General features: G+C 60.0%; 16 protein-coding genes. 11 read left to right on the top strand and 5 right to left on the bottom strand.

Features of this window, described 5'->3' with window-relative positions; translation table 11 throughout:
• Positions 1–98: 98 nt before the first annotated feature.
• The 5 genes from FHT93_RS22070 (at position 99) to FHT93_RS22050 (ending at position 5603) form a co-directional block, all read left to right on the top strand.
• Complete coding sequence (locus tag FHT93_RS22070; RefSeq protein ID WP_112545554.1) at positions 99–719, top strand: J domain-containing protein; 621 nt, start codon at positions 99–101, stop codon at positions 717–719.
• A gap of 311 nt (positions 720–1030) precedes the next feature.
• A complete protein-coding gene (gene cobS, locus FHT93_RS22065; protein WP_112545553.1) occupies positions 1031–2023 on the top strand; it encodes a cobaltochelatase subunit CobS in 993 nt (330 codons plus the stop codon).
• A gap of 12 nt (positions 2024–2035) precedes the next feature.
• Entirely contained in the window at positions 2036–3937 is a 1902-nt protein-coding gene (cobT, locus tag FHT93_RS22060; protein ID WP_183849489.1) for a cobaltochelatase subunit CobT, read from the top strand.
• A 22-nt stretch (positions 3938–3959) separates the two neighbouring features.
• Positions 3960–4964 (top strand): esterase-like activity of phytase family protein, encoded by a 1005-nt coding sequence (locus FHT93_RS22055; protein WP_183849487.1) that lies wholly within the window; start codon positions 3960–3962, stop codon positions 4962–4964.
• 75 nt (positions 4965–5039) lie between these two features.
• On the top strand, positions 5040–5603 hold the full coding sequence (locus tag FHT93_RS22050; RefSeq protein ID WP_113013490.1) for an AAA family ATPase: 564 nt from the start codon (positions 5040–5042) through the stop codon (positions 5601–5603).
• A 163-nt stretch (positions 5604–5766) separates the two neighbouring features.
• Here the strand turns inward: FHT93_RS22050 and FHT93_RS22045 are convergent, their stop codons facing one another.
• Complete coding sequence (locus tag FHT93_RS22045; RefSeq protein WP_183849485.1) at positions 5767–6402, bottom strand: VUT family protein; 636 nt, start codon at positions 6400–6402, stop codon at positions 5767–5769.
• Positions 6403–6527: 125 nt separating this feature from the next.
• Entirely contained in the window at positions 6528–6830 is a 303-nt protein-coding gene (gene rpmB, locus FHT93_RS22040; RefSeq protein WP_112545549.1) for a 50S ribosomal protein L28, read from the bottom strand.
• A 241-nt stretch (positions 6831–7071) separates the two neighbouring features.
• Here rpmB and FHT93_RS22035 point away from each other — a divergent pair, with 241 nt between their 5' ends.
• Together FHT93_RS22035 and FHT93_RS22030 are read left to right on the top strand one after the other, a co-directional pair.
• On the top strand, positions 7072–7845 hold the full coding sequence (locus FHT93_RS22035) for a DUF3108 domain-containing protein (RefSeq protein ID WP_113013241.1): 774 nt from the start codon (positions 7072–7074) through the stop codon (positions 7843–7845).
• 41 nt (positions 7846–7886) lie between these two features.
• Positions 7887–8780: an EamA family transporter gene (locus FHT93_RS22030; RefSeq protein ID WP_113013240.1), complete on the top strand. Its 894-nt coding sequence runs from the start codon at positions 7887–7889 to the stop codon at positions 8778–8780.
• On the opposite strand, the gene FHT93_RS22025 is transcribed toward FHT93_RS22030, so the two are convergent.
• The gene (locus FHT93_RS22025) at positions 8777–9199 is read right to left on the bottom strand and encodes a cupin domain-containing protein (RefSeq protein ID WP_112545702.1); all 423 of its coding nucleotides are present in this window, start codon (positions 9197–9199) and stop codon (positions 8777–8779) included. The genes FHT93_RS22030 and FHT93_RS22025 overlap by 4 nt on opposite strands.
• Positions 9200–9217: 18 nt before the next feature.
• A complete protein-coding gene (gene gloB / locus FHT93_RS22020; RefSeq protein WP_112545546.1) occupies positions 9218–9988 on the bottom strand; it encodes a hydroxyacylglutathione hydrolase in 771 nt (256 codons plus the stop codon).
• Between the two features lie 54 nt (positions 9989–10042).
• Here gloB and FHT93_RS22015 point away from each other — a divergent pair, with 54 nt between their 5' ends.
• The 4 genes from FHT93_RS22015 to FHT93_RS22000 all read left to right on the top strand — a co-directional run bounded on the left by FHT93_RS22015 (position 10043) and on the right by FHT93_RS22000 (position 13362).
• Complete coding sequence (locus FHT93_RS22015; protein WP_112545545.1) at positions 10043–10819, top strand: class I SAM-dependent methyltransferase; 777 nt, start codon at positions 10043–10045, stop codon at positions 10817–10819.
• Between the two features lie 100 nt (positions 10820–10919).
• A complete protein-coding gene (gene hisC, locus FHT93_RS22010) occupies positions 10920–12017 on the top strand; it encodes a histidinol-phosphate transaminase (protein WP_183849483.1) in 1098 nt (365 codons plus the stop codon).
• On the top strand, positions 11996–12940 hold the full coding sequence (locus tag FHT93_RS22005) for a prephenate/arogenate dehydrogenase family protein (protein ID WP_348649802.1): 945 nt from the start codon (positions 11996–11998) through the stop codon (positions 12938–12940). The genes hisC and FHT93_RS22005 overlap by 22 nt, the downstream gene beginning before the upstream one ends.
• A gap of 2 nt (positions 12941–12942) precedes the next feature.
• Positions 12943–13362 carry a GNAT family N-acetyltransferase gene (locus FHT93_RS22000; RefSeq protein ID WP_183849479.1) on the top strand — a complete coding sequence of 140 codons (420 nt, stop codon included), beginning with the start codon at positions 12943–12945 and terminating at the stop codon, positions 13360–13362.
• On the opposite strand, the gene FHT93_RS21995 is transcribed toward FHT93_RS22000, so the two are convergent.
• Positions 13359–14375 carry a DUF2125 domain-containing protein gene (locus FHT93_RS21995; RefSeq protein WP_183849477.1) on the bottom strand — a complete coding sequence of 339 codons (1017 nt, stop codon included), beginning with the start codon at positions 14373–14375 and terminating at the stop codon, positions 13359–13361. The two genes, FHT93_RS22000 and FHT93_RS21995, sit on opposite strands and share 4 nt — an antisense overlap.
• Positions 14376–14377 lie beyond the last annotated feature (2 nt).

Below are 14377 nucleotides of genomic sequence, written 5' to 3'. Positions count from 1 at the left end.
TCTTCTGAGTTCACGAAAAAGGTTCCCACCAAGCCAGCAACATTCCCGTTTGTCAATTCTTGTTGTCATCGGTCTGCAGCCCCATAATTAGCGCCGTCATGAGACTTGATTCCAAATACTTCGATCGCATCCGTACGCGCCGCAGGCGAGAGCAGGAGCCCGAGCAGGCGCCTCCAACTTGCCAGTGGGACGGCTGCGACAAAAAAGGCACGCATCGCGCTCCTGTGGGACGCAATGCGGAAGGCCAGTTCTTTTTGTTCTGTTTCGAGCACGTCAAGGACTACAACAAGGGATACAATTATTTCTCCGGCCTCTCGGACGGCGAAATCGCGCGCTACCAGAAGGAGGCGATAACAGGTCATCGCCCCACCTGGACGGTCGGCGTCAACAAGGATGCCAAGAACAGCCCGCTGCATGCCGAAGTTCGCTCCGGCTCCTATTCACGCGTGCGTGATCCCTTCGGCTTCGTAAAAGAAGGCGGCGGCAAGGGCAGCGGCCCGCGTTTCCCGCAGGCCCGCAAGCTGAAATCGCTGGAAGCCAAGGCTTTCGATACGATGGGACTTGCGGCGAACGCCACCTCCGCCGAGATCAAGAGCAAGTACAAGGAACTGGTCAAGAAGCATCACCCCGATGCGAATGGCGGCGATCGCGGCTCGGAAGAGCGTTTCCGCGCCGTCATCCAGGCCTATCAATTATTGAAGCAGAACGGTTTTTGTTAATTCCCGTCCTTGCTCTTAAGCTTCAATCGGGTATGGTCCTCATCGGCTGAGGCCGCAGGCAACCGCGGCATACATATTTGTGCGTTTTCCCGACATCGCCTCTGCCGACCTTCCGGACGCGGCGTTTCTTGTCCGGGACTCTTTCAAGAATGCTCGCCAGCGGTCATCATCCCGCCGAGGTTTCGTTTCAGTCCCGGAGAAGTATCGCCGACGTTCCAACCTGACGGGCGCGGGACAAATATCGCGGCGTCGCGGTTGTGAAATGGCCTGAGACAGTATGGTCGGGTGCCACCGCCCGCCTTGGAGACATGATGAGCAAGATCGAACTTGATATTTCCGAACTGCCCGATACCACCGTTTCGGTCCGTGAGGCCTTCGGCATCGATTCCGACATCCGCGTTCCCGCCTACAGCAAGGGCGACGCCTATGTGCCTGATCTCGATACCGACTACCTCTTCGACCGTGAGACGACGCTCGCGATCCTCGCAGGCTTTGCCCATAACCGACGCGTGATGATTTCAGGCTACCACGGCACGGGCAAGTCTTCGCATATCGAGCAGGTCGCCGCCCGCCTCAACTGGCCGTGCGTGCGTATCAACCTCGACAGCCATGTCAGCCGTATCGATCTCGTCGGCAAGGATGCAATCGTCGTCAAGGATGGCCTGCAGGTCACCGAATTCAAGGACGGCATCCTGCCCTGGGCCTACCAGCACAATGTCGCACTCGTTTTCGATGAGTACGATGCCGGCCGCCCGGACGTGATGTTCGTTATCCAGCGTGTGCTGGAATCCTCTGGCCGCCTGACGCTGCTCGACCAGAGCCGCGTCATTCGCCCTCACCCGGCCTTCCGCCTGTTTGCGACTGCCAACACGATTGGTCTCGGCGATACGACGGGCCTCTATCACGGCACGCAGCAGATCAACCAGGCGCAGATGGACCGCTGGTCTATCGTCTCGACGTTGAATTACCTGCCGCACGACCACGAAGTGAATATCATCGCCGCCAAGGTGAAGAGTTTCGGCAAGGACAAGGAAGGCCGTGATACGGTTTCCAAGATGGTCCGCGTCGCCGACCTGACACGCGCTTCGTTCATGAACGGCGATCTGTCGACCGTCATGAGCCCGCGTACCGTCATCACATGGGCCGAGAATGCCGAGATCTTCGGCGACATCGCCTTCGCCTTCCGGGTAACCTTCCTCAACAAGTGCGACGAGCTCGAGCGTCCGCTGGTGGCCGAGCATTATCAGCGCGCCTTCGGTGTAGAGCTGAAGGAAAGTGCGGCCAACATCGTGCTGGGGGCATAAGGCCAGTCGATCATGGCATCTCGTGGTGACAATTCGAAAGCAAAGCCCGGCGCGCCTGTCGATGTCGAGCCGTTGCGGCGTGCGATAACCGGTTGCGTGCGCGCAATCGCCGGTGACGACCAGGTCGAGGTGGCTTTCGCCAATGAGCGTCCCGGCATGACGGGCGAGCGTATCCGTCTGCCGGAGCTTTCCAAGCGGCCGACGGCGCATGAGCTGGCGGTGACGCGTGGGCTTGGAGATTCCATGGCGCTTCGTATCGCCTGCCACGACGAGAAGGTCCATTCGACCATGGCGCCGCAGGGCTCCGATGCTCGGGCGATCTTCGACGCTGTCGAGCAGGCGCGGGTGGAATCGATCGGTTCACTGCGCATGGAAGGCATGGCTGCAAACCTGCGTTCCATGACGGACGAGAAATACGCGAAGGCGAATTTCACCGGCATCGAACGACAGGAAGATGCGCCGATCGGCGAGGCTGTCGCCATGATGGTGCGCGAGAAGCTCACCGGTCAGAAGCCGCCGGCCTCGGCTGGCAAGGTGCTCGACCTGTGGCGTTCCTTCATCGAAGACAAGGCCGGCAGCGAGCTCGACAATCTCTCCGGCGTCATCAACGACCAGCAGGCTTTCTCGAAGGTCATTCGCAATATGCTTTCAGCCATGGAGATGGCTGAGGAATATGGCGATGACGACAGCAATTCGGATGATGACGAGCAGTCCAACGACAATGATCAGCCGACTGGTGACGAGCAGAACGAGGACGAGGTCGACGAGGATGCCGGCAGCGATGCCGCACCTGTCGAGGACAGCGAAGTCTCCGATGAGCAAATGGAGGACGGCGAGACTGAAGGCGCCGAAATCTCCGACGACGACATGATGGAAGAGGGCGAGGACGATTCCGAGACGCCGGGCGAAACCCGCCGTCCGAATACGCCGTTTGCCGATTTCAACGAGAAGGTCGATTACCACGTCTATACGGAAGAGTTCGACGAAATCATCACGGCCGAAGAGCTGTGCGATGCCGCCGAACTGGAGCGCCTGCGCGCCTTCCTCGACAAACAACTGGCGCACCTGCAGGGCGCTGTCGGTCGCCTTGCCAACCGCCTGCAGCGCAAGCTGATGGCGCAGCAGAACCGTTCCTGGGATTTCGATCTCGAGGAAGGCTATCTCGATACGGCCCGTCTGCAGCGCATCATCATCGACCCGACGCAGCCTCTCTCCTTCAAGATGGAGCGCGATACGCAGTTCCGCGATACGGTCGTGACGCTGCTGATCGACAATTCCGGCTCAATGCGCGGCCGACCGATCACTGTTGCGGCGACCTGCGCCGATATCCTGGCGCGCACGCTCGAGCGGTGCGGCGTCAAGGTGGAAATCCTCGGCTTCACGACAAAGGCCTGGAAGGGCGGTCAGGCGCGCGAGAACTGGCTTGCGAATGGCAAGCCGCAGACACCAGGCCGACTCAACGACCTGCGCCATATCGTCTACAAGTCTGCCGACGCTCCGTGGCGGCGGGCACGCAGCAATCTCGGCCTGATGATGCGAGAAGGCCTGCTCAAGGAAAACATCGATGGCGAGGCGCTGATCTGGGCGCATAATCGCCTGCTGGCACGGCGCGAACAGCGCCGCATCCTGATGATGATTTCGGATGGTGCGCCAGTCGATGATTCCACGCTGTCGGTCAATCCAGGCAATTATCTGGAGCGACACCTGCGCGCCGTGATCGAGCAGATCGAGACGCGTTCTCCGGTCGAGCTTCTGGCAATCGGCATCGGCCATGACGTCACGCGCTACTATCGCCGTGCCGTGACGATCGTCGATGCCGACGAGCTTGCCGGCGCCATGACCGAGCAGCTAGCCGAATTGTTTGAGGATCATGCCACACAGCCGCGCGGTGGCCGTCTGCGCCGCGCTGGTTGATATAGTCTCGGGGAAGCTCCGTATGGCGTTTGAAAACCTGTCTCGCGTGGCTCTGGTCGCCCTCTGCCTCGCGACAGGGTTCTCAAGCGCGCAAGCGGGCGCGGGCGAGCCTGCGAAGATCGTCAGCCGCAAAATTTCGGATTTCCATATCGGTCGCGACGAAACCCGTTTCGGTCCGCTGGAGTTTATCGGCGGGCTGGAGATGGTGTCGAGCAATTCGCTCTTCGGCTCGCTTTCTTCCATCCGCATGCGCCCTGACGGCAAGAGTTTCGTTGGCGTTCTCGATACCGGGCACTGGCTGACGGGCAGCATCGAACGTGATGCCAATGGCAGGCTCTCCGGTCTTTCCGGTGTCGAGATCACGCCGATGCGGGATCGGGTCGGCCGGACCTATGAGGGTAAGGGACATATGGATGCCGAGGGCCTCGCGCTGGATGGCGACAGGCTTCTTGTGTCCTTCGAACAGTATCATCGCGTCGACGTCTATCCGGATCCTGGTTTTCTCGACTCACGATCCCTGTCGACTGTCGGGATCCTCGTTCCCCGCGATGAGATGCGGTCGAACCGTGGAATTGAAACTGTCGTCGTGGCCCCTGCCTCAGGCCCGCTGAAGGGCGCGCCCCTGATCGTGACCGAGCGTAGCCTGGACGAGGACGGCAACCGGCTTGCGGCTATTCTGGACGGGCCGTTGAAAGGGCAGTTTACCGTCGAGCAGGACGGCAGCTTCGATGTGACTGACGGCGCCTTCTTGCCGGACGGCGATCTGCTTCTTCTGGAGCGGCGCTTCAACATGGCCGAAGGCATCGGCATGCGGATCCGCCGTATCAAGGGGGCGGATATCAAACCTGGCGCCATTGTGAATGGGGAACTGCTCGTCGAGGGCAATTTCAACTACAATATCGACAATATGGAAGGGATCGATACCTTCCAGGCGGCCGATGGCACGACGCATGTCATCCTGGTGTCTGACGACAATCACTCCATCCTTCAGCGCAATCTGATGCTGGAGTTCAGACTCATCGATTGAGTGGCCGTCGAATGGCTGTCACAACTCTGCGCTATTCGGTCCGTCCCTTGCGGATATCACCCCTTACGAGAGCGTATCATGCACATCCATATCACGGGCGCTTCGGGCTCCGGCACGACCACGCTCGGCCTGGCGCTGGCCGACATACTCGGCATCCGCCATCTCGATACCGACCATTTCTTCTGGATGCCGACCGATCCGCCCTTCACGACGCAGCGCGAAGTGAGCGCTCGCGTCGCGATGCTCCAACAGGAAGCGCGGCCCGATGCTGGCTGGGTGCTTTCCGGCTCGGCCCTGAAATGGGGTGCGGACTTCGAGCCGCTTTATGATCTGGTGGTTTTCCTGACGATCGATCCAATCTTGCGCATGGAGCGCATCCGCACGCGCGAGGATGCCCGCTACGGCGAGCGGATCAGGCCTGGCGGCGACATGGCCGTGCAAAGCCGCGCCTTCATGGAATGGGCCCAGAGCTATGATACGGCCGGACCGGAACACCGCAGCCTCGTTGGGCATGAAGAGTGGCTAAGGACGGTGACGAGGCCAGTCCTGCGCCTCGACTCATCGCGTCCCCTGGGAGATCTTGTTGCTGACGTACTGAACCACCCGGCGGTGATTGCAAAGCGCCCTCGGGCTTCGTGAATCCGTGGCCGGTGTTGATTGCTGACGACGCTCGGACTGGCTGCAGCAAAGCCTGCAGCCAGTCCGTCCAGCATTCATGATCAGAGCGTTTTCCTGGGTCGCTCGACCAGAAACAATGTCCATCCAAGCGGGAGCAAGGTGACGGCTGATGGTGCGGCGGTATTTACCGTGCCGCAGCGGACTGCATCGGACGCAGCACGTTCATGAGTGCGCCGTAGGGCAGCAGCATTACCAGGCCGACAAGCATCTTCACCAAGAAATCACCCAGTGCCCAGGAGATCCAGCGCGGGGCTTCCGTTGAAAGGACACCGAGGATCGGTGCGTTTTCCAGCGCGAACGGTTCGTTCGGGCCAAGGAAGACAAAGAAGGCGGCGAAGGACAGCGAGAAGAACATCACTGTGTCCAGCGCCGAACCGATCAACGAGCCGACGAGCGGGGCGCGCCACCAGGCCTGACGGCGTAGACGGTTGAAGACGGCGATATCGAGAAGCTGGCCAGCAAGATAGGCCGAGCCGGAGGCGATTGCGATACGCGGAACCGAGGTGAAGAAGGAAAGGGCGACACCGACGACAAAGCCGGCGAAAACCACCTTACGCGCAGCCTGTGGGCCGAACTGGCGGTTCGTCAGGTCGGTGATCAGGAAGGCGATCGGATAGGAGAAGGCGCCCCAGGTCAGAATGTCGGTAAGATTGATACCGGCAATCGTGGCGTTCAGCGGAAACTGGACGAGAAAATTGGAGGCGACGACGACAAGCGTCATCAGGGCGACATAGGCCAACGTATAGCGGGTCTTCAGCATTTTTTTATCCTGGGTGATGCCACCAGTTGGAGTAAAATTTAGGCCTAAAGGCTGGCAAAGCAAAAGGCCTGTCCGGATGTTATCCGTGCAAGCCTTTTGAAGCTTTCGAAAGACTTCGTCGAAGCTTAGGCTGCGACAGCAGCGGCTTCAGCGGTCTTCTTGACGATCTGACGGCGCAGCAGACGAGCGCGCATCGAAAGTTCGTTTTCGCTAGCCTTCAGCAGGAAGGCATCGAGGCCGCCACGGTGCTCAACGGAACGAAGAGCAGCAGCCGAAACGCGAAGACGGTAACGCTGACCGAGCGCATCGGAGATCAGCGTAACCTGGCACAGGTTCGGGAGGAACCGGCGCTTGGTCTTGTTGTTGGCATGGCTGACATTGTTACCAGTCAGGACTGCCTTGCCGGTCAATTCGCACATGCGGGACATGGAACACCTATTCTTGTTTTTCTCGGGCCATTGGATGACAATCCGGCAACAACCAGCTGCGCAATCCATCAGGCCATGATTGGAAAGTTGCGGTTCTATAGTCAGACAGGCCGCGCCCGTCAAGCCAAACCTTGGCCTTTCCCGCAATTCTGTCAAAAAGCTGCTGTTTTCTTCGCGTTGCGGCAGGAGTATAGACCGCAATGCAAGGGCGCAAGCGGCCCAGCAAGACAAGGCTCTCACTATGGCTCATCTCGGCAGACGAATAACGGCTTCGGCATTTGCGGCGCTTCTGGCCTTGCCAGCGGGTGCAAGCGAGATACAGCACCGTACGGAGTACAAGGTCGCCCTTGCAGGGCTGACGATCGCGCGGGCAGCCTTCCTGACCAAGATCGAAGACGATCACAGCTACAATATTGACGGCGATATCAAATCGGCCGGTCTTGCCGATCTCGTCACCGATATCCTTGCCAAGACCAGTGTCAGCGGCGTGGTACGAAACGACCGCCTGCAGGCAGCAAAATACGTTCTCTATTACAAGACCGGCAAGAAGGTGCGGACCTATGAGGTCAGCTATCGCAACGGCAATATCGTCTCTGCTACCACCACACCCGAGCCGCGGCGGCCAAAGAACTGGATTCCGGTGACGCAGGGCGACATGCGCTCCGTGCTCGATCCGATTTCGGGCCTGATCTTCACTGGCGATACCAATGTGTGCGCCCAGAAACTGCCCATCTTTGACGGCGAGACACGGATGGACCTCGTGCTTTCGCCGAAAGGTGACGAGGATTTCTCGACGGATGGGTTCAAGGGCAAGGCGACCGTCTGCAGCGTGCGCTTCATTCCGCGTTCCGGCTACAAGAAGGGCCGCAAGGATCTCGACTATCTCAGCAAGAGCAATCGTATGGAGATCTGGTTTGCCAAGGCTCAGGCGGCGAATGTATATGCTCCGGTCTACGTCCGCATTCCCACGGAATACGGAACGGTGACAATCACTGCCGTGAAATACGGCGTGTGAGCAGCTGACGGAGCTTTGACAAGTCTCCGCAAGGGGGACAGGTGAAGCTTCGGGCAACGCTGATAGGTTTTACGGCCATTCTGATGTGGTCGTTCCTGGCACTCTTTACGGCCGCCTCCGGCAAGATGCCGCCATTCCAGCTTTCCGCCATCTGCTTTGCCATCGGCAGTATTCCCGGCATTCTCGTGCTCGCCTTCAACCCGTCGCGCATCGCGCTCCTGAAGCAGCCGGCAAAGGTCTGGATAACAGGTGTTGCCGGTCTGTTCGGCTACCACTTCCTCTACTTCACCGCGCTGAGAAATGCGCCGGCGGTTGAGGCTGGGCTGATTGCCTATCTGTGGCCGCTGCTGATCGTCGTCGGTTCGGCGCTGCTGCCGGGCGAGAAGTTGCGCTGGTACCACATCGTCGGCGCTCTGGCGGGGCTGTGCGGCACCTTCCTGATCGTTGGGCGCAACGGCATCGATTTCGACGGCGCATATGCGGTCGGTTATGGCGCTGCCTTCCTCTGTGCCTTCACCTGGTCCGGCTATTCACTGCTGACGCGGCGTTTCGATGCTGTCTCGACCGATGTGGTCACCGGCTTCTGCCTTGCGACATCAATTCTTTCGCTGCTCTGCCATCTGGGACTGGAGACGACGGTCTGGCCGCAAACGGGCTTCGAATGGATTGCGGTGGTCGGTCTCGGTCTCTTTCCGGTCGGCGCGGCCTTTTATGCCTGGGATCACGGGGTCAAGAACGGTGATATCCAGATTCTCGGCGCTGCAAGCTATGCCGCACCGCTACTTTCGACGCTGATACTGACAGTCTTCGGAATTGCCGAACCGAGCTGGCGTATTGTGCTTGCCTGCCTGCTGATCACGGGTGGCGCGGTGCTCGCCGCACAGGAGATGTTCCGCCGCAAGCCACAAATGCAGCCTGTGGCGGAGCAGATCTAGGAACCGGGCTTCCAGTCCGGCGGCGCCATTTCGAATTTGGAGAATTCGAAGCCTGGCGCAACCGTGCAGCCGACCAGCGTATAGTCGCCCAGGGTTTCGGCCGATTGCCACCAGTTGGCGGGAATGATTGCCTGCGGCCGCTCGCCGCCGGCGATATCCGTGCCGAGTTTCAGCGTCTCGCTGCTGCCACCATCTTCGGAACGATGGAGAGCCAGCGGCGCGCCGGCATAGTAGTGCCAGACCTCCGCAGCGTCGTGCACGCGATGCCAATGCGAGCGCTGCCCTTTGGCTAGCAGATAATAGATTGCCGTCGAATGGCCGCGCTCGCCGCCATTCGTGTCGCGGAAGGTCTGGACATACCAGCCGCCTTCGGGATGCGGCTGCATACCGAGCTCGCGGATAATCTCCTCGGGTGACAGGTCCGTGCCAGCCATGTCCTAGAAATTGTCCTTGCGCTTGCGGATTTCGGCGAAGACCTCTTCGTTGGTCTTTCCTTCCATCAGCAGATTGCGGCGGATGGCAGGATCGGCGGCGCGCAGGAAGGGGTTTGTTTCCTTTTCGAGCCCCAACGTCGTCGGAATGGTGAACTTGCCTTCGGCCCGCAGCGCTTCGATTTCTGCGGCGCGGCTCTTCAGGCGCTCGTTGTCAGGGTCGATGGTGACCGCAAAACGGGCGTTCGAGAGCGTATATTCGTGGCCGAAATAGACGGTGGTCTCATCCGGAAGGACGGCAAGCTTCTGCAGTGAGTGCCACATGTCGGCGGCCGGCCGTTCGAACAAGCGGCCACAGCCGAGCGCAAAGAGCGTATCGGCTGCGAAGAGCAGCTTGTCGTCGGGGAAGTGGTAACAGATATGGCCTGCCGTGTGGCCGGGCGTTTCGATGACATTGACCGTGTGGTCGCCAAAGAGGAAGCTGTCGCCGTCGCCCATCGTCTTGTCGAGGCCGGGAATGGCCACAGCCTCGTTGATCGGGCCGATGATCTCAAGGCCGTATTGTTCTTTCAGCGCCAGATTGCCTTCCACATGGTCGATGTGGTGGTGGGTCGTGAAGATATGGGTGATGTTCCAACCGCGGCGCGCAGCAGCGGCTTCGACAGCTGCCGCATCGGGCGCGTCGATCGAAGCGGTCTGCCCAGTCTCCGTGTCATGGATCAGAACACCGAAATTGTCGCTGCGGCAGAGAAAAACATCTAATTCCAAAGGTTTCATCGCTCAAATAGTCCCTTATCCCTCGAACTGACCGGGAATGTAGAGGTTCCGGCCTTGAAGTCCAACCGGTCATTGATAACATTTGAGATAATGCACGCCGATATCGTCGATCTTCGCCAATTCTATCATTCCGAGCTTGGGCGCATGGCCGAGCAGTCGATTGCCATGGCGCTATCATCGCTCTGGGTCCGGCTGCCGCAGGAGCGGCTTGTAGGCATCGGTTATTCCGTGCCCTTCCTCGACCGGTTCCAGGCCGATACGGAACGCACCTTCGCCTTCATGCCGGCCGGGCAGGGGGCGGTGAACTGGCCTGTCGGCTCGCTCTCCTCCACTGCGCTGATCTTCGATGAGGAATTGCCGCTGCCGGATTCTTCGATCGATCGCGTGCTGATGGTGCATTCACTGGAATTTGCGGAAAGTCCGCGTGAGACGCTGAAAGAGCTCTGGCGGGTGCTGGCGCCCGGCGGACGGCTCGTTATCGTCGTGCCGAACCGGCGCGGTGTCTGGGCACGGATGGAACATACGCCTTTCGGTTCGGGCCGGCCCTATTCGCGCGGCCAGCTGACCCATCTGCTGCGCGAGACCAATTTCACGCCAGGCGCCACGGCCGAGGCTCTGTTCTTTCCGCCGTCGAAACTGCGTGCCGTCTTGCGCCTGCGCCGCGGTTTCGAGCGGATCGGCCGCGCACTCTGGCCGGCTTTTTCCGGTGTCATCATCGTCGAGGCACAGAAGCGGCTTTATCAGGGCCTGCCGGTTGCTGCCCGCGCGTCCCGACGTGTCTTCGTGCCGGTGCTCGCGCCGCACGGCGTGCCGACGACGCGCAGCCGCTAGCACACCGCAGTACTCGACAAAAACGCCATTCCGCTTTAATGCCACTCGAGTCTTTCGCCGGCTTTCCGGCGATTTCGAAGGTCGATCCGTGAGCATTGAGATGAGCAAACCCGTTCCGCGTCCCGGTATTCTTGATATCGCTGCCTACGTGCCGGGCAAGGAACATGCGCCGGGTGTCGCCCGCGTCTACAAGCTCTCCTCCAACGAGACGCCGCTTGGCGCCAGCCCCAAGGCAATCGAGGCATTCAAGGCAGCCGCAGGCAATCTCGAGCGTTATCCGGATGGACAGGCTCGTGAGCTGCGCGAGGCGATTGCTTCAGTGCATGGCCTCAACCCGGCAAATATTCTGTGCGGCAACGGCTCCGATGAGCTGCTTGCGCTGCTCTGCCATGTCTATCTCGGCACCGGCGACGAGAGCATCGTCACCGAACACGGTTTCCTCATCTACAAGATCCAGTCCATGGCGGCGGGAGCGACGCCTGTCGTGGTCAAGGAAAAGGATCATACGGTCGATGTCGACGCGATCCTTGCGGCGGTGACTGAGAGGACGAAAATCGTCTTCATCGCCAATCCCGGCAATCCGACCGGAACCTATGTCCCGGTCAGCGAAATCCGCCGTCTGCAGGCTGGGCTGCCGCAGCATGTCATGCTCGTGCTCGATGCGGCTTACGCGGAATATGTCCGCCGCAACGATTACGAATCCGGTATCGAAGTCGTTTCCTCGAATGCCAATGTCGTGATGACCCGCACATTCTCGAAGGCTTATGGCCTTGCTTCCTTGCGTATCGGCTGGATGTACGCGCCGGCGGCGATCGTCGATGCACTGGACCGCGTGCGCGGGCCGTTCAACATGAATGCGCCGGCCATTGCGGCGGGGGCCGCGGCGATCCGCGACCAGGCTTTCATTCAGGAGGCCGTGTCCTTCAACCGGATGTGGATCGAGAAGCTCACGGATGCATTTCAGGCGCTCGGCCTCAAGGTCACGCCCTCGGTGACCAATTTCGTTCTCATCCATTTTCCCGATGTGGATGGAAGGCGCGCAGCGGATGCCGATGAATTCCTGACCAGCCGCGGTTATATTCTGCGTGCGGTGCGCGGCTATGGCTTCGCCAATGCGCTGCGCATGAGCGTCGGTCCGGAAGAGGCCAATCGCGGCGTCATCGAAGCACTTGGCGAATTCATGGGACGCAAGGCATGACTGTGCAGTTTGATCGCATCACCCTCATCGGCATCGGCCTGATCGGCTCTTCGCTCGCTCACGACATCAAACGTCTGGGCTTGGCCAAGGAAGTGGTCATCGCCACGCGCAGTGCAGAGACGCTGAAGCGGGCCGAGGAGCTTGGTCTTGGAAACCGCTATACGACCTCCTCGGCCGAAGCGGTCAAGGATGCCGATCTTGTCATCGTTTCGGTGCCGGTCGGTGCCTCCGAAAGTGTGGCGAAGGAAATTGCCGGCACGTTGAAGCGCGGCGCCATCGTCACAGATGTCGGCTCGACCAAGGCGTCTGTTATCGCGCAGATGCAGCCGCACATGCCTGACCACGTGCATTTCATTGCTGGTCACCCGATTGCCGGTACGGAAAAGTCCGGTCCGGACGCCGGATTTCCGGGCCTTTTCGAAGGGCGCTGGTGCATCCTGACGCCGCTCGAAGGAACTGATCCGACAGCGCTGAAGACGCTGCGCAATTTCTGGGAAACATTTGGCTCCCGAGTAGACGAAATGGACGCCCAGCATCACGACAAGGTGCTCGCTATCGTCTCGCATCTCCCGCACCTCATAGCCTACAATATCGTTGGCACGGCCGACGATCTGGAGACGGTGACGGAATCGGAAGTCATCAAATATTCCGCCTCCGGCTTTCGCGATTTTACCCGACTTGCCGCATCCGACCCGACGATGTGGCGCGATGTCTGCCTGCATAATCGCGACGCGATCCTGGAAATGCTGGCACGATTCTCGGAAGACCTCGCCTATCTGCAGCGGGCAATCCGCTGGGGTGAAGGCGACAAGATTTTCGAATTGTTTACTCGCACCCGCGCCATCCGCCGCTCGATCGTCCAGGCAGGCCAGGATGTGGATGCGCCGGACTTCGGCCGCCCGCACCCGCTGGAAAAGAAATAGTCATGGTGGAGATCGCCAAGGCTGGCCAGTCGGACAAGGAGTGGCTGCTTCGCGAGGATCATCGCGTTGGCGAAACCTGGGTTTCGCGTTGCATCGACCTCGGCGAATATCTGATTGCCCGCGAAGAGGGCGAGATCGTCGGCTTCCTGCGCTTCTCCCGCTTCTGGGGCAGGATCCCCTATATGGAGATGATCCTCGTCCTGGATGGCCATCGCCGGTCTGGCGTCGGCACGGCGCTGTTTCTCATCTGGGAAAAGGAAATGCGCGACAGCGGCGCGCGCCTTTTGATGACCTCGAGCGAGTGCGATGAAAGCCGTCCGCAGGATTGGCATCGCCGTAACGGCTTTTCTGAAACCGGTTCGATCGAACTGCCCGGCATTCAACTGGTGCCCGAGGTCTTCTTTCTCAAGAAGCTCGATTAAACCGGTGGGATCTTGCCGAGAGGGATAAAGCCGCTCACCGTCGCATTTCCGTGATCGACGACGAGATCGACCGACACCTTGTCGCCTCCGCCGGCAAGCGCCTTCAATAGCTTGGTTGCCGTATCGACCGTCGAGGCGATATCGGGGAAGGCCTCTTTGATGGTTTTGCCCCAGGGCCCGAGCTGTTCGATCTCCAGCTTGAACTTGCCGGACAGGAAGCCGTTCTCGTCGAAGGTGAAGGGGCCGGAGACGGTCATCACCTTGCCATCGCCGATGTCGGCGACGATGCGGCGGAGTTGGCCCTGAGTGCCGTGGATGCCTTGTTCGTCAGTGCCGTCGATCATGCCGGCCTTTCCAATCAGCGTCAGGTCGGCGCTGGCGGAGAATTTCGGGAAGATCTGCGGCCAGTCCTTGAGGATCGCATTGGCGTTTTCGACCGAGATCGCGCCGTCAAGATCCGCTCCGTTCTGCCGCAGGTGGATTTCGGTGCGGGCGGCATCGAAATTGACGGTCTGTCCGGTAAAGGACGAGATGGTGACGGCCTTCAGCCCGTTGATAACGGTCGAGGTGCGGTCGATGCCCTGCGCCTTGGTGACGAGGCTCGATTGCAGATTGTCCCATTGGGCATTGATGGTCAGGCCCTGCGCGGTACGGATTTCAGCCGGCGAGTCGAGTTCCCAGACGATATGGCCGGGGGCATAGACCTGGGCAGCAGAACGAAGCGCGCCGAAGGTGGCCGAGATGCCGTTGACGTTGTCGTCCACATCCACCTTGGAGCAGAAAAGTCCGATGCGGAAAGGAAAGCCGCGGAATTCGATATCGGAGCACTCGCCGCTGACGCCGGTGTCTGCGCGGGGAGCAATCGCGCTCAGCACTGTCTGTTTCAGCGCAGAGGCTGCGTAGAACCAGCCGCCCGTATAGAGAGCGATCACTAGAAGGATAGCGCCGCCCAGCAACCAGAATTTCTTACCGCTGTTATATTGGCCGCTGCCGGATTGGCTTGACGCTGCCATGA

The sequence above is a fragment of the Rhizobium sp. BK379 genome (genome assembly GCF_014193955.1).
Taxonomy (GTDB): domain Bacteria; phylum Pseudomonadota; class Alphaproteobacteria; order Rhizobiales; family Rhizobiaceae; genus Rhizobium.
Note: the sequence above shows the minus strand (reverse complement) of the source record. Positions and strands in the feature narration are given on the sequence as shown.